Below are 19,837 nucleotides of genomic sequence, written 5' to 3' on the forward strand. Positions count from 1 at the left end.
GCGGGTTTGCTGCCGAGTGCAGCGCGCCCCCTGTCGCAGCGGGACGGCCGCACGACCACTGCCGGTAACATACGTACACAAAACCCCCGCAAGTCCTCCTGTCCTCGTGTCGCCCCGTGCGGCCGCCCGGATGCGGATGCTTGCACCTAAGTCCTGAGGAGGACCCACAGTGGCTAAGGCCAAGTTCGAGCGGACCAAGCCGCACGTCAACATCGGAACCATCGGTCACGTCGACCACGGAAAGACCACGCTCACCGCGGCGATCTCGAAGGTTCTGGCGGACAAGTTCCCGTCCGCGACCAACGTCCAGCGTGACTTCGCGTCGATCGACTCCGCTCCCGAGGAGCGCCAGCGCGGCATCACGATCAACATCTCGCACGTCGAGTACGAGACGCCGAAGCGCCACTACGCGCACGTCGACGCCCCCGGTCACGCCGACTACATCAAGAACATGATCACCGGCGCGGCCCAGATGGACGGCGCGATCCTCGTGGTCGCCGCCACCGACGGCCCGATGGCTCAGACCCGTGAGCACGTCCTCCTCGCCAAGCAGGTCGGCGTCCCCTACCTCCTCGTCGCCCTGAACAAGGCCGACATGGTGGACGACGAGGAGATCCTGGAGCTCGTCGAGCTCGAGGTCCGCGAGCTCCTCTCGTCGCAGGGCTTCCCCGGCGACGACGCCCCCGTCGTGCGCGTCTCCGGCCTCAAGGCCCTCGAGGGCGACGAGACCTGGACCCAGTCGATCCTCGACCTCATGGACGCGGTCGACGAGTCCATCCCGGACCCGGTGCGCGACAAGGACAAGCCGTTCCTGATGCCGATCGAGGACGTCTTCACGATCACCGGTCGTGGAACCGTCGTCACCGGCCGTGCGGAGCGCGGAACCCTCGCTCTGAACTCCGAGGTCGAGATCGTCGGCATCCGCCCGACGCAGAAGACCACGGTCACCGGAATCGAGATGTTCCACAAGCAGCTCGACGAGGCCTGGGCCGGCGAGAACTGCGGTCTGCTCCTCCGCGGCACCAAGCGCGAGGACGTCGAGCGCGGCCAGGTCGTCGTCAAGCCGGGTTCGGTCACGCCGCACACGGACTTCGAGGGCACCGCGTACATCCTGTCCAAGGATGAGGGTGGGCGTCACAACCCGTTCTACGCGAACTACCGTCCGCAGTTCTACTTCCGCACCACCGACGTCACCGGCGTCATCACGCTGCCCGAGGGCACCGAGATGGTCATGCCCGGCGACACCACCGACATGACGGTCGCGCTGATCCAGCCGATCGCCATGGAGGAGGGCCTCGGCTTCGCCATCCGTGAGGGTGGACGCACCGTGGGTGCCGGTACGGTCACCAAGATCGTCAAGTAGGTCCGTCCTACCGATCTCTCGAGAGGGGTCGTCCGCTTCGGCGGGCGGCCCCTCTCGTCGTTCCCGGGACGCCCGGCTAGCGTGGCCGCATGCCCTTCGTGAAGAGCGACCCCCGTGCCCGCCCGCAGTTCTTCGAGTGGGAGGCGGCCGGCCTGGGCTGGCTGCGCGAGGCGGACGGGGGTGCGCGCTGCGTCGGGGTGGAGGCGGTGTCGCCCGGGCGCATCGAGCTGGAGGAGATCCGCTCGGTCCGCCCGTCGGCCGAGTCGGCTCGCGCCTTCGGCGCCGCGCTCGCCCGGACGCACGACGCGGGAGCCACCGCCTTCGGAGCACCGCCCCCGGGCTGGACCGGCCCCGCGTACATCGGCCGCCGCGCGATGCCGTGCCGCCCCGACGACTCGTGGGGGCGCTTCTACGCGGAGCAGCGGGTGCGCCCGTTCCTGGGCCCCGCCGTGGAGGCGGGAACCCTCACCGCAGCCGAGTCGCGGGCCGTCGAGCGGGCGCTGGACCGGGTGGCGGCGGGCGCCTTCGACGACGGGGCGGGGCCCGCCAGGATCCACGGGGACCTCTGGACCGGCAACGTGCTCTGGTCGGCGGAGGGCGCCGTCCTGATCGACCCCGCCGCTCACGGCGGCCACCGCGAGACCGACCTGGCGATGCTGTCCCTCTTCGGCGCTCCGCACCTCGGCGCCGTCCTCGAGGGCTACCGCGAGCAGCATCCGCTGGAAGCCGGCTACGAGGAGCGGGTGCCGCTGCACCAGCTGCACCCGCTCGCCGTCCACGCCGCCGGTCACGGTCCCTCCTACGGCCGCGCCCTGGCCGACGCCGCGGCGCGGGTGATCGCGCTGGCCGGCTGACCGGCGCGCCCGCACCGTTCCCTCAGCCGGGAGCGCCACACTGAGGCACGCGCCGCCCTGTGCGCGTCGACAAGGAGGCATCATCGTGGATCTCGGGAAGCTCGGACGCCAGGCCGGCGAACTGCTCAACAGCCGGAAGGCCCAGGACGCGCTGCGGAGCGAGAAGGCCGAGCAGGTCTCCGACCAGACCCTCGAGAAGGCCGGCGAGATCGCCAGCCGCCTCACCAACGGCAAGTACGACGACCGCATCGAGGACCTGAAGCGCCAGGCCGACAAGCGGATCGGCAACGAGTAGCGGCTCCCGTCCGACTGCTCCTCCCCGCCGTCAAGCGGGTGCGGCCCTCCGATCCGCCGTCCTATCGTCGGATCGATGGCTGACACTCGCGCGCAACGACTCCGCAGGACCGATTCGAGCGGACGCGGCTACACCCGGGTGCGTGCGGGCTCCGGCTTCAGCTACCGCGACCCGAAGGGCGCGACGGTCGCCGACACGGAGCTGCGCGCGCGCTTCGACCGTCTCGGCATCCCGCCGGCCTGGACGGACGTCTGGATCGCCCCGTACCCCAACGGGCACATCCAGGCCACCGGCGTCGACTCGGCCGGCCGCCGCCAGTACATCTACCATCCGACCTGGCGCGAGCAGAAGGATCGGATCAAGTTCGACCGGGCACTGCGGCTCGCGGAGGCCCTGCCCGGGGCGCGCCGGGCCGTGACCATCGCCCTCCGATCGGACGGGCCCAGCCGCGAGCGGGCGCTGGCGACCGCCTTCCGGATGCTCGACACCGGGTCGCTCCGCGTCGGCAGCGAGAGGTACGCGAAGGAGCACGGCAGCGTCGGCCTCTCGACGCTCCTGTGCGCGCACGCCACGACCCACGGGGACCGTGTCGCCCTCGCCTTCCCGGGGAAGAGCCACCAGGCGTGGACGAGCGAGATCCTCGACCACGATCTCTCGCGGGTCGTCCGTGCACTCAAGCGGCGCGGACCGAACGCCCGCCTGCTCGCCTGGAAGGACGGGCGGGAGTGGCGGCCCGTCTCGGCGCCCGAGATCAACGACTACGTGCGCGAGCGCGCGGGGGACGACTTCACGGCGAAGGACTTCCGCACTCTGCACGGCACGGCCGCCGCTGCGCTGAGCCTGGCGAAGTCGGGCCCGCAGGCCACGCAGCGCGCTCGGAACTCCGCGATCGCCCAGGCGATGCGCGACGCCTCCGACGTGCTCGGCAACACGCCCACGGTCGCCCGCGCCAGCTACGTCGACCCGCGACTGCTGGACCACTTCCGCGCCGGCGAGACGATCGACGCGTCGCGCCCCGCCTCGGCCGAGACCGCCGTCCGGGCGCTGCTCTTCGAGTAGCGGCCGAGCCCTCCTGCCCGCGTCGCGGCCGGGGATCATCGGCTCCGAGGGGAGGTCACGACGCGGTCGTGGAGGAGCCCTCCGGCGCGACACGCCCGGGTTGCAGGGGTGGGGCATCTGTGGGAGACTCTTCTAGTTCAAAATTTCCTCTCGGGCGGCGTGCTGCTCGGAGGGGGACACTGCCAGGCAGTGCCGAGACGGCATCGCGGAGGCTCGACCCGAGAGGGCGGCCACGCGGGTGCGACGTCGAGGCGGCGGGTAGCAGAACGACAACAACCGACATCTCAACGGGTTCTCCGTGCGTCGTGCGTTCTGCACGCCGATCGGAGCGCCCCCGGGATGCGGTGCTTTTGACAGAAGAACACTGGTTGCACTTTTCCGGGTCACCGGAGTTCCTTCGCGAGCGCGTCCAATGCGAGACGAGTCCGGCTCCGGCCGGGGGAGTCGCGTACGACGCAATAACAAGAGAGTGAGAGATCACACATGGCGGGACAGAAGATCCGCATCCGACTGAAGTCGTACGACCACGAGGTCATCGACACGTCGGCGCGCAAGATCGTCGACACGGTCACCCGTGCCGGTGCAACGGTGGTCGGCCCCGTGCCGCTGCCGACGGAGAAGAACGTGGTCTGCGTGATCCGTTCTCCCCACAAGTACAAGGACAGCCGCGAGCACTTCGAGATGCGCACCCACAAGCGCCTCATCGACATCATCGACCCGACGCCCAAGGCCGTCGACTCGCTCATGCGCCTCGACCTGCCGGCCGACGTCAACATCGAGATCAAGCTCTAAGGAGGAGTGCCACCATGTCTGTCACTGTTTCCCCCACGCTGAAGACCAGCAAGGGCCTCCTCGGCACCAAGCTCGGAATGACCCAGGTCTGGGACGAGGACAACAAGCTCGTGCCGGTCACCGTCATCGAGATCAGCCCCAACGTCGTGACCCAGGTCCGCACGGAGGAGAAGGACGGCTACACTGCCGTCCAGCTCGCCGCCGGTGCGATCGACCCGCGCAAGGTGAACAAGCCCGCCGCCGGTCACTTCGACGCCGCGGGCGTCACCCCCCGCCGCCACCTCACCGAGGTCCGCACCTCCGACGCCGCCGACTACTCGGCCGGCCAGGAGCTGACCGTGGACGCCGTCTTCGAGGCCGGCACCAAGGTCGACGTCGTCGGCACCAGCAAGGGCAAGGGCTTCGCCGGTGTCATGAAGCGCCACAACTTCAAGGGCGTCTCGGCTTCGCACGGTTCGCACCGCAACCACCGCAAGCCCGGCTCCATCGGCGCCTCCTCGACCCCCAGCCGTGTCTTCAAGGGCATGCGCATGGCCGGTCGCATGGGTGGCGAGCGCGTCACCGTGCTCAACCTCAAGGTGCACTCCGTCGACGCCGAGAAGGGCCTGCTGCTCGTCAAGGGCGCCGTCCCCGGTGCCCGCGGTCGCCTCGTGTTCGTTCGCAACGCCGTGAAGGGAGCGTAGTTCCATGGCTACCTCTGTCGACATCATCGACGTCAAGGGCCAGAAGGCGGGCTCGGTCGAGCTCCCCGCCGCGCTCTTCGACGTCCAGACCAACATCCCCCTCATCCACCAGGTCGTCGTGGCCCAGCTCGCCGCGGCGCGCCAGGGAACCCACAAGACGAAGAACCGCGGTGAGGTCTCCGGAGCCGGTCGCAAGCCGTTCAAGCAGAAGGGAACCGGTCGCGCTCGTCAGGGCTCGATCCGCGCCCCGCACATGACCGGCGGTGGCGTGGTCCACGGACCGACCCCCCGCAGCTACGCGCAGCGCACCCCCAAGAAGATGATCGCCGCGGCTCTGCTCGGCGCTCTCTCGGACCGCGCGCGCGGCGCCCGCATCCACGTGGTCGAGTCCCTCGCCCTCGGCGACACCCCCCGGACCAAGGACGTCCTCGTCCTGCTCGACGCCCTCTCGGTGTCGCGCAACGTCCTCGTGGTGCTCGAGCGCGACGACTACATCGCCGAGCTCTCGCTCCGCAACGTGCCGTTCGTGCACATCCTGCCGGCCGACCAGCTCAACGCGTACGACGTGCTCGTCTCCGACGACATCGTGTTCTCGAAGGGCGCGCTCGACGCGTTCATCGCGGCCAAGTCGGGCGTCGAGTCCAACAAGGAAGAGGTGAACGCATGAGCCAGTCCGCCGCGTTCAACAAGGACCCCCGCGACGTCATCATCTCCCCGGTGGTCTCGGAGAAGTCCTACGGACTGATCGACGAGGGCAAGTACACCTTCGTGGTCGACCCGCGTTCGAACAAGACCGAGATCAAGCTCGCCATCGAGAAGATCTTCGGCGTCGAGGTCGCGTCGATCAACACGCTGAACCGCCAGGGCAAGACCCGCCGCACGAAGTTCGGCACCGGCAAGCGCAAGGACACCAAGCGCGCGATCGTCACGCTGAAGTCCGGCTCCATCGACATCTTCACGAGCGTCGGCTGAGCCGAAGAAGCGTAGAGGAAACAGACAATGGCTATTCGTAAGTACAAGCCCACGACCCCCGGTCGCCGCGGCTCCAGCGTTGCCGACTTCGCCGAGATCACCCGCTCGACGCCCGAGAAGTCGCTCCTGCGCCCGCTGTCCAAGACCGGTGGCCGCAACAACTCCGGCCGCATCACGACGCGTCACATCGGTGGTGGCCACAAGCGCCAGTACCGCCTGATCGACTTCCGTCGCAACGACAAGGACGGCGTCAACGCCAAGGTCGCTCACATCGAGTACGACCCCAACCGCACGGCGCGCATCGCGCTGCTCCACTTCGTGGACGGCACCAAGCGCTACATCCTGGCCCCGAACAAGCTCTCCCAGGGCGACATCGTGGAGTCGGGCGCCGGAGCCGACATCAAGCCCGGCAACAACCTGCCGCTGCGCAACATCCCGACCGGTACGGTCATCCACGCCATCGAGATCAAGCCGGGAGGCGGCGCCAAGCTCGCCCGCTCGGCCGGCACCTCGGTCCGCCTCGTCGCCAAGGACGGCCCCTACGCGCAGCTCCGCCTGCCGTCGGGCGAGATCCGCAACGTCGACGCGCGCTGCCGCGCCACGATCGGCGAGGTCGGCAACGCCGAGCAGTCGAACATCAACTGGGGCAAGGCCGGCCGCATGCGCTGGAAGGGCGTCCGCCCGACCGTCCGCGGTGTCGCGATGAACCCGGTCGACCACCCGCACGGTGGTGGAGAGGGCAAGACCTCCGGTGGACGCCACCCGGTCAGCCCGTGGGGTCAGTCCGAGGGACGCACCCGTCGCCCCAACAAGGAGAGCGACAAGCTCATCGTTCGCCGCCGCACCGCCGGTAAGAAGCGCAAGTAGGAGTTGTAGAAGATGCCTCGCAGTCTCAAGAAGGGCCCCTTCGTTGACGACCACCTGCTCCGCAAGGTGTTCACGGCCAACGAAGCCGGCAACAAGAACGTCATCAAGACCTGGTCGCGCCGTTCGATGATCATCCCGGCGATGCTGGGTCACACCATCGCGGTCCACGACGGTCGCAAGCACATCCCCGTGTTCGTGACCGAGACCATGGTCGGCCACAAGCTCGGCGAGTTCGCCCCCACTCGGACCTTCCGCGGTCACGAGAAGGACGACAAGAAGGGCCGTCGCCGCTGACGCGGCGACGAGAAGGAGGAGAGAAATGGTGGAGTCGATCGCACGCGTGCGACACATCCGCGTCACCCCCCAGAAGGCTCGCCGTGTCGTGAACCTGATCCGCGGGAAGCAGGCTCAGGAGGCACTGGCCATCCTGAAGTTCGCGCCGCAGGGTGCGTCCGAGCCCGTCTACAAGCTCGTCGCCTCGGCGATGGCCAACGCTCGCGTCAAGGCCGATGCCTCGAACGAGTACCTCGACGACCAGGACCTGATCGTGTCCCGCGCCTTCGTCGATGAGGGAACCACCCTCAAGCGATTCCAGCCCCGTGCTCAGGGTCGTGCCTTCCGCATCAACAAGCGCACCAGCCACATCACCGTCGTGCTGGCCACTCCTGAGGAGGGGACCAAGTAATGGGTCAGAAAGTAAACCCCTACGGTTTCCGTCTGGGAATCACCACCGACCACGTGTCGCGCTGGTTCTCCGACAGCACCAAGAAGGGCCAGCGGTACAGCGACTACCTCGCCGAGGACGTCAAGATCCGCCGACTCCTCGCCACGCAGCTCGACCGTGCGGGCGTCGCCCGCATCGAGATCGAGCGCACCCGTGACCGCGTCCGCGTCGACATCCACACCGCCCGCCCGGGCATCGTGATCGGTCGCCGCGGCGCCGAGGCCGAGCGCATCCGCGCCGACCTCGAGAAGCTCACGGGCAAGCAGATCCAGCTGAACATCCTCGAGGTCAAGAACCCCGAGGCCGAGGCTCAGCTGGTCGCCCAGGGCATCGCCGAGCAGCTCTCCGCCCGCGTGGCCTTCCGCCGCGCGATGCGCAAGGGCCTGCAGGGTGCTCAGCGCGCCGGCGCCAAGGGCGTCCGCATCCAGGTCTCCGGCCGCCTCGGCGGCGCCGAGATGAGCCGCTCGGAGTTCTACCGCGAGGGACGCGTGCCGCTGCACACCCTCCGCGCGAACATCGACTACGGCTTCTACGAGGCGAAGACCACCTTCGGCCGCATCGGCGTGAAGGTCTGGATCTACAAGGGCGACATCACCAACAAGGAGCTCGCCCGCGAGCAGGCGAACAGCAAGTCGTCGCGCCCCGAGCGCAGCGACCGTCCGCGCCGTGCACCCCGCCAGCAGAGCGAGGCGCCCGTCGCAGCAGGAGTTGAGGCATAACCATGTTGATTCCGCGTCGAGTCAAGCACCGCAAGCAGCACCACCCGGGCCGGTCCGGCCAGGCCACCGGTGGCACCAAGGTGTCGTTCGGTGAGTTCGGCATCCAGGCCCTCACCCCCGCCTACGTGACCAACCGTCAGATCGAGTCCGCTCGTATCGCGATGACGCGTCACATCAAGCGCGGCGGAAAGGTGTGGATCAACATCTACCCCGACCGTCCGCTCACCAAGAAGCCCGCCGAGACCCGCATGGGTTCCGGAAAGGGCTCGCCGGAGTGGTGGGTCGCGAACGTCAAGCCGGGTCGCGTCCTCTTCGAGGTCGCCGGCGTCGACGAGCAGCTCGCTCGCGAGGCCATGACCCGTGCCATCCACAAGCTGCCCCTCAAGGCACGCATCATCAAGCGCGAGGAGGGAGACGCGTAATGGCGATCGGATCCAAGGAGCTCGCCCCCGCCGAGCTCGACACCTACGAGGACGAGCGTCTCGTCACCGAGCTGAAGAAGGCCAAGGAGGAGCTGTTCAACCTCCGCTTCCAGTCGGCCACCGGTCAGCTGGACACCAACGGCCGCCTGCGTGCCGTCAAGCGCGACATCGCCCGCATCTACACGGTCATCCGTGAGCGCGAGCTGGGCATCCGCGCCACCCCCGCACCCGTCGAGGCTCCGGCCAAGGCGGAGAAGAAGCCGAAGACCAAGAAGGCCGCCAAGGCCGAGGTCGAGGCGACCGAGTCGAACGAGGAGGCCAAGTAATGGCAACCGTCAATGACAGCGCCGGCCACGAGTCGGCCGCCCACGACGTGAAGGAGGCGGGCGCTCGCGGATACCGCAAGACCCGTCGCGGCTACGTCACCAGCGACAAGATGGACAAGACCATCGTCGTCGAGGTCGAGGACCGGGTGAAGCACCCGCTGTACGGCAAGGTCATCCGCCGTACGTCCAAGGTCAAGGTCCACGACGAGCTGAACTCCGCCGGCATCGGCGACTCCGTCGTCATCAGCGAGACCCGTCCCCTCAGCGCCACCAAGCGCTGGCGCCTGGTCGAGATCCTCGAGAAGGCCAAGTAGGCCGCGGCCTACTTGAGTTAGCAGGAGAGACACATGCTTCAGCAAGAATCCCGAGTCAAGGTCGCCGACAACACCGGCGCCAAGATGCTCCTCACCATCCGCGTCCTCGGAGGCTCCGGCCGCCGCTACGCGGGCCTCGGTGACATCATCGTCGCCACCGTCAAGGACGCGATCCCCGGTGGCAACGTGAAGAAGGGCGACGTGGTCAAGGCCGTCATCGTCCGCACCATCAAGCAGACCCGTCGAGCCGACGGCTCGTACATCAAGTTCGACGAGAACGCCGCCGTCATCCTCAAGAACGACGGGGACCCCCGTGGCACCCGCATCTTCGGACCGGTCGGTCGCGAGCTCCGCGACAAGAAGTTCATGAAGATCGTCTCGCTGGCACCGGAGGTTATCTAGTCATGGCCAAGATCAAGAAGGGTGACCTCGTCCAGGTCATCTCGGGAGCTACCCAGGCCCGCGGCGGAGACCGCGGCAAGCAGGGCAAGGTCCTCGAGGTGCTGGTCGAGCGCAACCGCGTCGTCGTCGAGGGCGTGAACTTCGTCAAGAAGCACGTCCGCGTCGGCCAGACGCAGCGCGGCTCGAAGGAGGGGGGCATCGAGACCGTCGAGGCCTCGATCCACATCTCCAACGTCGCGCTCGTCGACCCGAAGACCAAGAAGCCGACCCGGGTCGGCCACCGCAACGTGGCCGTCACCAAGGACGGCGTGACCAAGACCGTTCGCGTGCGCTACGCGAAGGCGTCGGGTGAGGAACTGTAATGACTGACACCACCGCAGTGGCTGCGAAGGTTCAGCCGCGGCTCAAGGCCAAGTACCAGGCCGACATCATCCCCGCTCTCCAGGAGCAGTTCGGCTTCGGCAACGTCCACCAGGTCCCCGGCCTGGTCAAGGTCGTCGTCAACACCGGTGTCGGTGAGGCTGCCCGCGACGGCAAGATCATCGACGGCGCGGTCAAGGACCTCACCGCCATCACCGGTCAGAAGCCTCAGGTCACCAAGGCCCGCAAGTCCATCGCGCAGTTCAAGCTGCGCGAGGGCCAGGCCATCGGCGCTCACGTCACCCTCCGTGGCGACCGCGCCTGGGAGTTCCTGGACCGCCTGCTCTCGGTGGCGCTGCCCCGCATCCGCGACTTCCGCGGACTGTCGGACCGCCAGTTCGACGGCAACGGCAACTACACCTTCGGCATCACGGAGCAGTCGATCTTCCACGAGATCGACCAGGACCGCATCGACCGCGTCCGCGGCTTCGACGTGACCGTCGTGACCACCGCCAAGACCGACGACGAGGGCCGCGCGCTGCTCAAGCAGCTCGGCTTCCCGTTCAAGTCGGCGGACAACGCGTAAGCAGCAAGCCTCGAGGCCGGGGGACGGTGAGAACCGCCCTCCGGCCTCGTCGTGCGTCCGCCGCCGGACCGGTCCGCCCGGAGCCGGCGGCGGGAGCCACGCGGGATCTCCGGATCCCGTGCACGATCGGCCCTCGACCGCAGGACCTCGGCCATGTAGCATGGCTCGTTGGCCTGCGTTCGCGCGGCCGCATGGGCGTCGACGTCGTCGGCGCCGTCCCACACCACAGGTCGTCACTCTTGTAAAGGGTGCCGAAACCAGGCGAGAAAGGCACCATCAGCCATGACCATGACTGATCCGGTCGCAGATCTGCTGACCAGAATCCGTAACGCGAACTCCGCGCACCACGACTCCATCACCCTCCCGGGCTCGAAGCTCAAGGCGAACATCGCCGAGATCCTCAAGACCGAGGGCTACATCGCCGACTGGAAGGTCGAGGAGGCGCGCGTCGGCACGACGCTCTCCATCTCCCTCAAGTACGGCCCGAACCGCGAGCGCTCGATCGCCGGCATCAAGCGGGTCTCGAAGCCCGGACTCCGCGTGTACGCGAAGTCGGCCGAGATCCCCACCGTGCTCGGCGGCCTCGGCGTCGCCATCCTGTCCACCTCGAGCGGTCTGCTGACCGACCGCCAGGCCGAAAAGAAGGGCGTGGGTGGGGAAGTCCTCGCCTACGTGTGGTAACCCCTCATGTCGCGTATTGGAAGACTCCCCATCGAGATCCCGGCGGGCGTCGACGTCTCCGTCGCCGGATCCGCTGTGACCGTCAAGGGCCCCAAGGGCGAGCTGACCGTCTCGGTCGCCAGCCCCATCCAGGTGTCCGTCGAGAACGGCCAGGTGCTGGTCTCGCGTCCCGATGACGAGCGCGAGTCGCGCTCGCTCCACGGCCTCACCCGCACGCTCATCGCGAACGACATCATCGGTGTCACGCAGGGCTACTCCAAGGGCCTCGAGGTCGTCGGAACCGGTTACCGCGTGCTGGCGAAGGGCTCGGACATCGAGTTCGCGCTCGGCTTCTCGCACCCGGTCGTCGTCACTCCGCCCGCGGGCATCTCGTTCACGGTCGAGGGCAACAACAAGCTCACCGTGCACGGCATCTCGAAGCAGGCCGTCGGTGAGGTGGCCGCCAACATTCGTAAGATCCGCAAGCCCGAGCCCTACAAGGGCAAGGGCGTGCGCTACGCCGGCGAGGTCGTTCGCCGCAAGGCCGGAAAGAGCGGTAAGTGATCATGGGACTCGGAACCAGAGGAAAGAGCAAGTCCGCTGCGCGCGGTCGTCGTCACGACCGTCTGCGCAAGAAGGTCGTCGGATCCGCCGAGCGCCCCCGCCTCGTCGTCAACCGCTCGGCCCGCCACGTCTTCGTGCAGGTCGTCGACGACGCTCAGGGCCGCACCCTCGCGTCGGCGTCGACCCTCGAGGCCGACCTGCGCGTGTTCGACGGCGACAAGACCGCCAAGGCGCGCAAGGTCGGCGAGCTCGTCGCCGAGCGCGCCAAGAACGCCGGTGTCGAGGCGGTCGTCTTCGACCGCGGAGGCAACAAGTACGCCGGTCGCGTCGCCGCGATCGCCGATGGAGCACGAGAGGCAGGGCTCAACCTGTGAGCGCCGCAGAGAACAAGGAACCCGAGGTCGCCGCTGTGTCGGAGGCCCCCGTCGAGACCGCTGCGTCCACGCAGCCGCAGCAGGAGGCTCGTGAGCCCCGCCGCGGCGGCCGCGACCGCAACCAGGGTGGCCGCGACCGCGGTGGCCGTGACGCCGAGAAGAGCCAGTTCCTCGAGCGCGTCGTGACCATCAACCGCGTGTCGAAGGTCGTCAAGGGCGGTCGTCGCTTCAGCTTCACCGCGCTCGTGGTCGTCGGAGACGGCAACGGACTGGTGGGCGTCGGCTACGGCAAGGCCCGCGAGGTCCCGACCGCCATCTCCAAGGGCGTCGAAGAGGCGAAGAAGAACTTCTTCCGCGTCCCCCGCGTCGCCTCGACCATCCCGCACCCCGTCCAGGGTGAGGCCGCCGCCGGTGTGGTGCTCCTGCGCCCCGCCGCCGCGGGTACCGGTGTCATCGCCGGCGGTCCCGTCCGCGCCGTCCTCGAGTGCGCCGGCATCCACGACGTCCTGAGCAAGTCGCTCGGCTCGTCGAACACCATCAACATCGTCCACGCGACCGTCGAGGCTCTGAAGCAGCTCGAGGAGCCGCGCGCCGTCGCCGCCCGTCGTGGTCTCGACTTCGACCAGGTCGCGCCGGCACGTCTCGTCCGTGCCGAGGCCGACGCCCTCGCCGCCGCGTCCAACGCGAAGGCAGGTGCCTGATGGCCCAGCTCAAGGTGACCCAGATCAAGTCGAAGGTCAGCGAGAAGCAGTACCAGCGCGACACGCTGCGCTCGCTCGGCCTCAGGAAGATCGGTCAGAGCGTCGTCCGCGAGGACAACGCCCAGAACCGCGGATACGTGAAGACCGTCGCCCACCTGGTGAAGGTCGAGGAGATTGACTAATGGCTGAGACGAAGAAGGCCGCCGCCGCGGAGTCCACGACTCCCGCGCAGGCGACCACCACGAAGGGCGCGGCGGCGCCGGCGACCAAGGAGCACGTGCTCAAGGTCCACCACCTCCGTCCCGCTGCCGGAGCCAAGAAGGCCAAGACCCGCGTGGGTCGCGGTGAGGGCTCCAAGGGAAAGACCGCCGGTCGCGGCACCAAGGGCACCAAGGCCCGCTACCAGGTGCGCGTCGGCTTCGAGGGTGGGCAGATGCCGCTGCACATGCGCACCCCGAAGCTCCGCGGCTTCAAGAACCCGTTCCGGGTCGAGTACCAGGTCGTGAACCTGTCCGCTCTCGCGGAGCTCTACCCCCAGGGCGGCGACGTCACCATCGGCGATCTGGTCGCCAAGGGTGCTGTCCGCAAGAACGAGAAGGTCAAAGTCCTCGGGGACGGCGACATTGCGGTTAAGCTGAACGTCGCGGTCGACAAGGTCTCCAGCTCTGCCGAGCAGAAGATCGTCGCTGCGGGCGGATCCATCAAGTAGCACCAGCAGCTTGTCGGTCGAGCTTGCCACGCCGACTCCCTCCGGGAGCGCGTGGCAAGCTCGACCTGTATCCCGCACCACAGAATTGAGCAGGAGACCTTAGGTAGTGTTTGGCGCCGTTGCGCGGATCTTCCGCACCCCCGACCTCCGCCGCAAGATCGGCTTCACTCTCGCGATCGTGGCGATCTTCCGGCTGGGATCCTTCATCCCTGCTCCATTCGTCGACTTCAGCGCCGTGCAGGCCTGTCTCGCCGGCAACCAGGGCACCTCGGGTCTCTACGAGCTCGTGAACCTCTTCAGCGGTGGAGCACTGCTCCAGCTGTCGATCTTCGCGCTCGGGATCATGCCGTACATCACGGCGTCGATCATCGTGCAGCTGCTGCGCGTGGTCATCCCTCACTTCGAGACGCTGTACAAGGAGGGGCAGTCCGGTCAGGGCAAGCTCACCCAGTACACGCGGTACCTCACCATCGCGCTCGGCGTCCTCCAGTCGACGACGCTGATCACCGTCGCCCGCTCGGGAGCCCTCTTCGGCAACTCCGGCGTGCCGGAGTGCTCGGCGCTCATCATCACCGACGAGTGGTACTCCATCCTGCTCATGGTCGTCACCATGACCGCGGGCACCGGAATCATCATGTGGATGGGCGAGCTCATCACCGAGCGCGGCATCGGCAACGGCATGTCGCTGCTGATCTTCACCTCGATCGCCGCCCAGTTCCCCACTTCGCTCTGGTCGATCGCGCAGTCGCGCGGCTTCGAGACCTTCCTCCTCGTCCTCGGCGTGGGCCTCGTGCTCGTGGTCGCCGTGGTCTTCGTGGAGCAGTCCCAGCGGCGGATCCCCGTGCAGTACGCCAAGCGGATGGTCGGCCGCCGCACCTACGGCGGCAACAACACCTACATCCCGATCAAGGTCAACATGGCCGGCGTCGTGCCCGTCATCTTCGCCTCGTCGCTCCTGTACCTGCCCGCGCTCATCGCGCAGTTCAATCAGCCCGCCGCGGGCCAGGAGGCACCGGTCTGGGTCACCTGGATCACGAACTACCTCACCAAGGGCGATCACCCGCTCTACATGGCGCTGTACTTCCTCCTGATCGTGGGCTTCACCTACTTCTACGTCGCGATCACCTTCAACCCGGACGAGGTCGCCGACAACATGAAGCGCTACGGCGGCTTCATCCCCGGCATCCGCGCCGGCCGCCCGACCGCCGAGTACCTCAACTACGTGCTCACCCGCGTGACGCTCCCCGGATCGGTCTACCTCGGCCTCATCGCGCTCGTGCCCCTCGTGGCCCTCGCGCTGGTCGGGGCGAACCAGAACTTCCCCTTCGGCGGCACGTCCATCCTGATCATCGTCGGAGTCGGCCTGGAGACGGTGAAGCAGATCGACTCCCAGCTGCAGCAGCGCCACTACGAAGGACTCCTCCGATGACGTCGCACCCGATCGGCTTCCGTCTCCTGCTGATCGGTCCTCCCGGCGCAGGCAAGGGGACCCAGGCCGCTCGACTGAGCGACATCCTCCGGGTGCCCGCCATCTCGACCGGGGACATCTTCCGCGCGAACGTCGCCAACGAGACCGAGCTCGGCCTCCAGGCGAAGGCCTACCTCGACGCCGGCCGCTACGTGCCGGACGAGCTGACCAACGCGATCGTGCACGACCGCCTCCAGGAGGCGGACGCGTCGACCGGTTTCCTGCTGGACGGCTACCCGCGCACCACGGAGCAGGTCGACGAGCTCGACCGCATCCTCGCCGCGGACGACAACCGGCTCGACGCGGTCGTCCAGCTGACGGCCGATCCCGACGAGGTCGTCGGCCGCCTGCTCAAGCGCTCGCTCGAGCAGGGGCGCAGCGACGACACCGAGGACGTCATCCGGCGCCGACTCGCGCTCTACGAGGAGCAGACCGCGCCGCTCATCGACGTGTACGCGGCCCGCGGGCTCGTGGTCGTGGTCGACGGACTCGGGCCGGTCGACGAGGTGACCGAGCGGATCGTCGTCGCCCTCGAGGGCCACCGGGTGGGCCGCCTCGACACCCCGGCCGCCTGAGCCGTGGCGTTCCGCTCCTCGCTCTACAAGACGCCCGCCCAGCTGCGGTCGATGCTCGCTCCGGGCCTCGCCACGGCCGCGTCGCTCGACGCGGTCCGCGCGGCGATCCGACCGGGGGTCACCACGCTCGAGCTCGACGCGATCGCCGAGGCGGCGATCGTCGAGCTCGGCGGCCACTCGAACTTCCAGCTCGTCCCGGGCTACCGGCACACGATCTGCTCCTCGGTCAACGACGAGGTCGTCCACGGAATCCCCGGCGGGCGCGTGCTCGAGCCGGGCGACCTGGTCTCCATCGACAGCGGCGCCGAGATCGACGGCTGGAACGGCGACTCCGCTATGACGGTCGTCCTGCCCGATCCCTCCCGCCCCGAGGAGGTCGCGGCGCGCGCCGAGCTCTCGCGGGTGACCGAGGGATCCCTCTGGCGGGGGATCGCCGCCCTCGCCTCCGCCCGCCACCTCAACGAGGTCGGCGCGGCGATCGAGGAGTACATCGAGGACGAGGCCGAGCGCTCGGGCCGCGTCTACGGCATCCTGACCGACTACATCGGCCACGGCATCGGGCGCACCATGCACGAGGCTCCGCCGGTCTTCAACTACCGGGTGCGCCAGCGCGGCCCCGAGGTGAAGCCGGGGCTCGTCGTCGCGATCGAGCCGATGGTCACCGCGGGCAGTGCCGAGACGTTCGTCCGCGAGGACGAGTGGACGGTCGCGACCGAGGACAGCAGCATGGCCGCCCACTGGGAGCACTCCGTCGCCGTGCACCACGACGGCATCTGGGTCACCACGCTCGCCGACGGCGGCGCGGCCGGCCTCGCTCCCTACGGGATCGTGCCGACGCCCTTCGCCTGAGGCGTGCGGCGCCTGCTTCTGCCGGGTGCGCGGCCTCCGCGCGGTCTCGTGCCCACCGGATCGGAGCCGACGCGCGTCCGGCGGTGATGATGCGACCCAGTGAGGGTCGCCGGCGCGTGACACGGTCTTCCGCGGCGAGGGCGGTCCACCGGACCGCCCGGCTGCCGCCTCGGAGGAGCCGGTGCGGGTGATCGACAGTCAGCTGTCGATCACTCGCACCAGCTCCTCGATGAAGCCGCCGAAGTCCGTCGAGCGCCGGATCAGGCGCTGCACCTCCGCCCGGTCGGCGAACACCTCGACGAACTGGTCGAACACCGACTGGAAGGTGCTGCGGCCGGCCGAGGCGAACGCGATCATCGCGATCACGTTCACCCGCTGCTCGCCCCACTCCATCGCCGTGTCGTTCACGACGATCGCTATGGAGGTGCGGCGGGCGCTCATCGCCATCGCGTGCGGGACCGCGAGGTTGTCGGTGAAGGCCGTGGAGCTCATCCGCTCGCGCTCGATGGCGCCGTCGACGTAGTCCTCGTCGATGATGCCGCCGGCGATCATCCGCTCGCCCAGCATCCGGATCATCGCCGCCTCGTCGCGCGCGTGCACGTTGCGGAAGAACAGCTCCTCGTCGAAGAACTGGAGCAGCTCGTCCTTGATCTGCGCGCGGCGGCGGTGCCGGCGGACGCGGGCGATCGCCCGGCGCACCGTCTCGACGTCGTGGTCGGTGAGGAACGGCTGCACGACCACGACGTCGTCGGACGCGGGACGCTCGTCGATCGTGGTGATCACGAGGTCGGCGGTGAGCCGGTCCCAGTCGACGTCGCTCCGCGTGATCAGCGAGCGCACCTCCACCTCGGTTCCGAGCGAGCGCTCGACGCGCAGGCGCAGCATGTGCGCGAGGTCGTAGTAGTTGGGGCAGACGATCACGCAGGACAGCCGCTCCTCCCGCCGCGACACCCGCTCGAGGAACGAGCCGACGTGGAGGGCGATGTAGGCGATCTCGTCCTCGTTGACCACGATGCCCCTCCGGCGCTGCAGCCCGCTCGCCAGGAACACCGCGATCTCGTACGTCATCGGGTAGCTGGTCTTGATCGAGCGCGTCAGCGGATTGCGGGAGTAGCCGCCCTCGGAGGCCCGGGCGATCAGGTTCCGCACGTGCAGGGCGAGGCGGACGATGAAGCCCTCGTCGTCGAGGTCGACCAGGTACTCGCGGTTCACATCGGCGACGAGATCGCGGACGACGGTGAGGTCCTCCGGGTCGAGGTAGTTCTCGACCACGGTGGCGACCGGCTCGTTCTGCCCGGGCGTCGCCACCCGCGTCGTCATCAGGATCGCGAGCTGGGCGAGCTCGGCGTCGGTCAGGCGCGTCGCGAAGTGCCGCTCGACCAGCTCCGCCAGCAGGGCGGCGAGCTCGCCGTGGATCGCGGGGGAGGGGCGGGAGCCGGAGGAGTCCCCGATGCCGCGGGCGACCCGGTCGACGGCGATCGCGATGTGGAGGAGGACGCTGTTCACGCCGTAGTCGTTGATGTAGTAGCCGCGGGTCTCGAGCTCGGCCAGCAGCTCGGTCTTGAACGCGCCGAGCCCGGGGGAGGCGAACTCGCGCTGGACGTCGTCGAGGGTGAAGACCCCCTGCGCGCTCTCGTCGCGGAACATGCGGGAGATCAGGCGGCGGCGGGCCTCCTCGCTGCCCTCGAGGCGCACCGACGGGCCGCGGCGGACCAGTCCGAGGCCGGCCTCGTCGGCGAGGGACTTCACCCGGCGCAGGTCGGCGTCGACCGTCGACTCACTCACCGACAGCGCCTCGGCGAGGGCGAAGACGTCCAGGCCCTCGTCGGAGTCGACCAGACGGCGGACGATGCTGTACAGCCGGTCGCGCGGGGTGTCGGGCTCGACGTCGCGGCTGCGCTGCGCCTCCAGGTATGCCGCGTACGCCTCGCGCGCGAGCCGGTAGCCGTTCGCGGAGGACTCGACCGGCTCCAGCGGGGCCGCCTGCGCCTTCACCGCGGTGACGTAGCTCCGGACGCTGCGGGTGGTGACCCCGAGCCTGTCGGCGAGCTCGTGCGCCGTCACCCAGCCGTCGGCGCGGGAGAGGTACTCCAGCAGTCGTTCGCGGTTGTCAGGCATCAGGCTCCAGGCGTGCGGTCGGGGCGGGCGCCGGGAGCGCCACGACCGTGCCGCGGGCCCGCAGGACGCGGGCGGCGAGTCGTACGTCCCGCCAGTCAATCACCCCGGCGACGCGCCCGGGAGCCCCCGCGCCGCGGGCGGAAGGGGCCGTCTTCCGCCCCCGCGGAAGATTGTCTGCTGGAGGGTGCCGCCCCTCCGAGGGGATGCTTGGATGAATCACGACCCGGACGCGAGGAGGCGAACGAGGTGCGGAAGATCCTGATCGTCTGCGGTGCAGGCGCGTCGAGCACGTTCCTGGCCCACCGGCTGCGAGCGGGCGCGAAGGAGCGCGGCATGGATGCCGTGTTCCGCTCCGAGACCCTCACCGGTCTCGACCACTCCCTCCCCGAGGCCGACGTCCTCCTCGTGGGGCCGCACCTCGAGTCGCAGTTCGACGGACTCCGCCACCGTGCGGAGCTCGTGGGAGCCGCGGCCGCCCTCCTCCCGCCCGATGTCTTCGGAGCGCACGGTGCCGATGCCGTGCTCGAGACCCTTCCCGTCCTCTTCGCCGCTCGCGCGGTCGTCGCGGGCGCGGACGGGGACTCCTCCACCCGCCCGGTCCGTCCGGGCGAGCCCGACTCCGGGCACCACTGATGCAGTCGCGACTGCAGGATCAAGGAGAAACGTTCATGGTCGAGCGCACCGTGCAGGTTGCATCGTCGAAGGGCCTCCACGCCCGCCCCGCCTCGCTGTTCAGCCAGGCCGCGGCGAAGTCGGGTCAGAAGGTCCTCGTCGCCAAGGGCGACGCGACCCCGGTCAACGCCGCGTCGATCCTCGGGATCATCTCGCTCGGCATCGAGCACGGCGACGAGCTCACCGTCACCGTCGAGGGCGACAACGAGCAGGCCGTGCTCGAGGAGCTCGCGACCTTCCTCACCACCGACCACGATGCGTGACGCGTAGCGTCACGAACGGCGGCGAGCCCCGGCGCACACGGCGCCGGTAGCCGCGGCAGCCCCGGGAACGTGACGGCGACCCTCACTGGGTCGCACGAGGCGCCTGCGAGACCCGCTCCCGCTCTCTCCAGGCCCCTCGCCCCCGC

At 68.9% G+C, this 19,837-nt stretch carries 30 protein-coding genes; 29 read left to right on the plus strand and 1 reads right to left on the minus strand.

What is annotated here, in order from left to right; translation table 11 throughout:
- Positions 1-169: 169 nt before the first annotated feature.
- The 27 genes from tuf (at position 170) to map (ending at position 16,638) form a co-directional block, all read left to right on the plus strand.
- Positions 170-1,363, plus strand: a complete 1,194-nt coding sequence (tuf, locus tag C5D08_RS10630) for an elongation factor Tu (protein ID WP_104277013.1) — start codon at positions 170-172, stop codon at positions 1,361-1,363.
- 89 nt (positions 1,364-1,452) lie between these two features.
- The gene (locus C5D08_RS10635) at positions 1,453-2,217 is read left to right on the plus strand and encodes a fructosamine kinase family protein (RefSeq protein WP_104277014.1); all 765 of its coding nucleotides are present in this window, start codon (positions 1,453-1,455) and stop codon (positions 2,215-2,217) included.
- A gap of 85 nt (positions 2,218-2,302) precedes the next feature.
- Positions 2,303-2,512: an antitoxin gene (locus C5D08_RS10640; protein WP_159939075.1), complete on the plus strand. Its 210-nt coding sequence runs from the start codon at positions 2,303-2,305 to the stop codon at positions 2,510-2,512.
- Positions 2,513-2,587: 75 nt separating this feature from the next.
- Entirely contained in the window at positions 2,588-3,571 is a 984-nt protein-coding gene (locus C5D08_RS10645) for a DNA topoisomerase IB (protein ID WP_104277016.1), read from the plus strand.
- A gap of 483 nt (positions 3,572-4,054) precedes the next feature.
- Positions 4,055-4,363 carry a 30S ribosomal protein S10 gene (gene rpsJ, locus C5D08_RS10650; RefSeq protein WP_005050520.1) on the plus strand — a complete coding sequence of 103 codons (309 nt, stop codon included), beginning with the start codon at positions 4,055-4,057 and terminating at the stop codon, positions 4,361-4,363.
- A 14-nt stretch (positions 4,364-4,377) separates the two neighbouring features.
- Positions 4,378-5,046, plus strand: a complete 669-nt coding sequence (gene rplC / locus C5D08_RS10655) for a 50S ribosomal protein L3 (protein ID WP_104277017.1) — start codon at positions 4,378-4,380, stop codon at positions 5,044-5,046.
- A gap of 4 nt (positions 5,047-5,050) precedes the next feature.
- Complete coding sequence (gene rplD, locus C5D08_RS10660) at positions 5,051-5,713, plus strand: 50S ribosomal protein L4 (RefSeq protein WP_104224565.1); 663 nt, start codon at positions 5,051-5,053, stop codon at positions 5,711-5,713.
- Positions 5,710-6,018 carry a 50S ribosomal protein L23 gene (gene rplW / locus C5D08_RS10665; RefSeq protein ID WP_068209445.1) on the plus strand — a complete coding sequence of 103 codons (309 nt, stop codon included), beginning with the start codon at positions 5,710-5,712 and terminating at the stop codon, positions 6,016-6,018. The genes rplD and rplW overlap by 4 nt, the downstream gene beginning before the upstream one ends.
- 27 nt (positions 6,019-6,045) lie before the next feature.
- Positions 6,046-6,885 carry a 50S ribosomal protein L2 gene (gene rplB, locus C5D08_RS10670; protein ID WP_055787074.1) on the plus strand — a complete coding sequence of 280 codons (840 nt, stop codon included), beginning with the start codon at positions 6,046-6,048 and terminating at the stop codon, positions 6,883-6,885.
- A gap of 12 nt (positions 6,886-6,897) precedes the next feature.
- Complete coding sequence (gene rpsS, locus C5D08_RS10675; RefSeq protein WP_055787078.1) at positions 6,898-7,179, plus strand: 30S ribosomal protein S19; 282 nt, start codon at positions 6,898-6,900, stop codon at positions 7,177-7,179.
- 25 nt (positions 7,180-7,204) lie between these two features.
- The gene (gene rplV, locus C5D08_RS10680; RefSeq protein ID WP_077221988.1) at positions 7,205-7,570 is read left to right on the plus strand and encodes a 50S ribosomal protein L22; all 366 of its coding nucleotides are present in this window, start codon (positions 7,205-7,207) and stop codon (positions 7,568-7,570) included.
- Positions 7,570-8,328 (plus strand): 30S ribosomal protein S3, encoded by a 759-nt coding sequence (gene rpsC / locus C5D08_RS10685; RefSeq protein WP_068209439.1) that lies wholly within the window; start codon positions 7,570-7,572, stop codon positions 8,326-8,328. The genes rplV and rpsC overlap by 1 nt, the downstream gene beginning before the upstream one ends.
- Before the next feature lie 2 nt (positions 8,329-8,330).
- Entirely contained in the window at positions 8,331-8,750 is a 420-nt protein-coding gene (gene rplP, locus C5D08_RS10690) for a 50S ribosomal protein L16 (RefSeq protein WP_068209436.1), read from the plus strand.
- Positions 8,750-9,076 (plus strand): 50S ribosomal protein L29, encoded by a 327-nt coding sequence (gene rpmC / locus C5D08_RS10695; protein ID WP_104224564.1) that lies wholly within the window; start codon positions 8,750-8,752, stop codon positions 9,074-9,076. The genes rplP and rpmC overlap by 1 nt, the downstream gene beginning before the upstream one ends.
- Positions 9,076-9,390, plus strand: a complete 315-nt coding sequence (gene rpsQ / locus C5D08_RS10700) for a 30S ribosomal protein S17 (RefSeq protein WP_104224563.1) — start codon at positions 9,076-9,078, stop codon at positions 9,388-9,390. The genes rpmC and rpsQ overlap by 1 nt, the downstream gene beginning before the upstream one ends.
- 33 nt (positions 9,391-9,423) lie before the next feature.
- The gene (gene rplN, locus C5D08_RS10705) at positions 9,424-9,792 is read left to right on the plus strand and encodes a 50S ribosomal protein L14 (protein ID WP_104224562.1); all 369 of its coding nucleotides are present in this window, start codon (positions 9,424-9,426) and stop codon (positions 9,790-9,792) included.
- A 2-nt stretch (positions 9,793-9,794) separates the two neighbouring features.
- Positions 9,795-10,154: a 50S ribosomal protein L24 gene (rplX, locus tag C5D08_RS10710; RefSeq protein ID WP_104224561.1), complete on the plus strand. Its 360-nt coding sequence runs from the start codon at positions 9,795-9,797 to the stop codon at positions 10,152-10,154.
- Positions 10,154-10,738, plus strand: a complete 585-nt coding sequence (rplE, locus tag C5D08_RS10715) for a 50S ribosomal protein L5 (RefSeq protein WP_104277018.1) — start codon at positions 10,154-10,156, stop codon at positions 10,736-10,738. Before rplX ends, rplE begins: the two co-directional genes overlap by 1 nt.
- A 282-nt stretch (positions 10,739-11,020) precedes the next feature.
- Positions 11,021-11,419, plus strand: coding sequence for a 30S ribosomal protein S8 (gene rpsH, locus C5D08_RS10720; RefSeq protein ID WP_068209423.1), 399 nt, complete (start codon positions 11,021-11,023; stop codon positions 11,417-11,419).
- A gap of 6 nt (positions 11,420-11,425) precedes the next feature.
- Positions 11,426-11,962, plus strand: coding sequence for a 50S ribosomal protein L6 (gene rplF, locus C5D08_RS10725; RefSeq protein WP_104224560.1), 537 nt, complete (start codon positions 11,426-11,428; stop codon positions 11,960-11,962).
- Between the two features lie 2 nt (positions 11,963-11,964).
- Positions 11,965-12,336 (plus strand): 50S ribosomal protein L18, encoded by a 372-nt coding sequence (gene rplR, locus C5D08_RS10730; RefSeq protein WP_056037296.1) that lies wholly within the window; start codon positions 11,965-11,967, stop codon positions 12,334-12,336.
- The gene (rpsE, locus tag C5D08_RS10735; protein ID WP_104224559.1) at positions 12,333-13,037 is read left to right on the plus strand and encodes a 30S ribosomal protein S5; all 705 of its coding nucleotides are present in this window, start codon (positions 12,333-12,335) and stop codon (positions 13,035-13,037) included. Before rplR ends, rpsE begins: the two co-directional genes overlap by 4 nt.
- Entirely contained in the window at positions 13,037-13,219 is a 183-nt protein-coding gene (gene rpmD, locus C5D08_RS10740) for a 50S ribosomal protein L30 (protein ID WP_181024623.1), read from the plus strand. Before rpsE ends, rpmD begins: the two co-directional genes overlap by 1 nt.
- Complete coding sequence (rplO, locus tag C5D08_RS10745; protein WP_104226755.1) at positions 13,219-13,746, plus strand: 50S ribosomal protein L15; 528 nt, start codon at positions 13,219-13,221, stop codon at positions 13,744-13,746. The genes rpmD and rplO overlap by 1 nt, the downstream gene beginning before the upstream one ends.
- Positions 13,747-13,852: 106 nt before the next feature.
- Positions 13,853-15,175 (plus strand): preprotein translocase subunit SecY, encoded by a 1,323-nt coding sequence (secY, locus tag C5D08_RS10750; RefSeq protein ID WP_104277019.1) that lies wholly within the window; start codon positions 13,853-13,855, stop codon positions 15,173-15,175.
- Positions 15,172-15,789 carry an adenylate kinase gene (locus C5D08_RS10755; protein WP_181110094.1) on the plus strand — a complete coding sequence of 206 codons (618 nt, stop codon included), beginning with the start codon at positions 15,172-15,174 and terminating at the stop codon, positions 15,787-15,789. Before secY ends, C5D08_RS10755 begins: the two co-directional genes overlap by 4 nt.
- Positions 15,790-15,792: 3 nt before the next feature.
- Positions 15,793-16,638 (plus strand): type I methionyl aminopeptidase, encoded by an 846-nt coding sequence (gene map, locus C5D08_RS10760; protein ID WP_104277020.1) that lies wholly within the window; start codon positions 15,793-15,795, stop codon positions 16,636-16,638.
- Positions 16,639-16,836: 198 nt separating this feature from the next.
- Here the strand turns inward: map and C5D08_RS10765 are convergent, their stop codons facing one another.
- Entirely contained in the window at positions 16,837-18,756 is a 1,920-nt protein-coding gene (locus tag C5D08_RS10765) for a transcription antiterminator (protein ID WP_104277021.1), read from the minus strand.
- A gap of 207 nt (positions 18,757-18,963) precedes the next feature.
- On the opposite strand from C5D08_RS10765, the gene C5D08_RS16675 reads away from it, so the two are divergent.
- Together C5D08_RS16675 and C5D08_RS10775 are read left to right on the plus strand one after the other, a co-directional pair.
- Positions 18,964-19,389 carry a PTS sugar transporter subunit IIB gene (locus tag C5D08_RS16675; RefSeq protein ID WP_181065531.1) on the plus strand — a complete coding sequence of 142 codons (426 nt, stop codon included), beginning with the start codon at positions 18,964-18,966 and terminating at the stop codon, positions 19,387-19,389.
- A 35-nt stretch (positions 19,390-19,424) separates the two neighbouring features.
- Positions 19,425-19,691 (plus strand): HPr family phosphocarrier protein, encoded by a 267-nt coding sequence (locus tag C5D08_RS10775; RefSeq protein WP_104277022.1) that lies wholly within the window; start codon positions 19,425-19,427, stop codon positions 19,689-19,691.
- Positions 19,692-19,837: the final 146 nt, after the last annotated feature.

This window comes from Rathayibacter sp. AY1B6, from assembly GCF_002932755.1.
Classification (GTDB): domain Bacteria; phylum Actinomycetota; class Actinomycetes; order Actinomycetales; family Microbacteriaceae; genus Rathayibacter.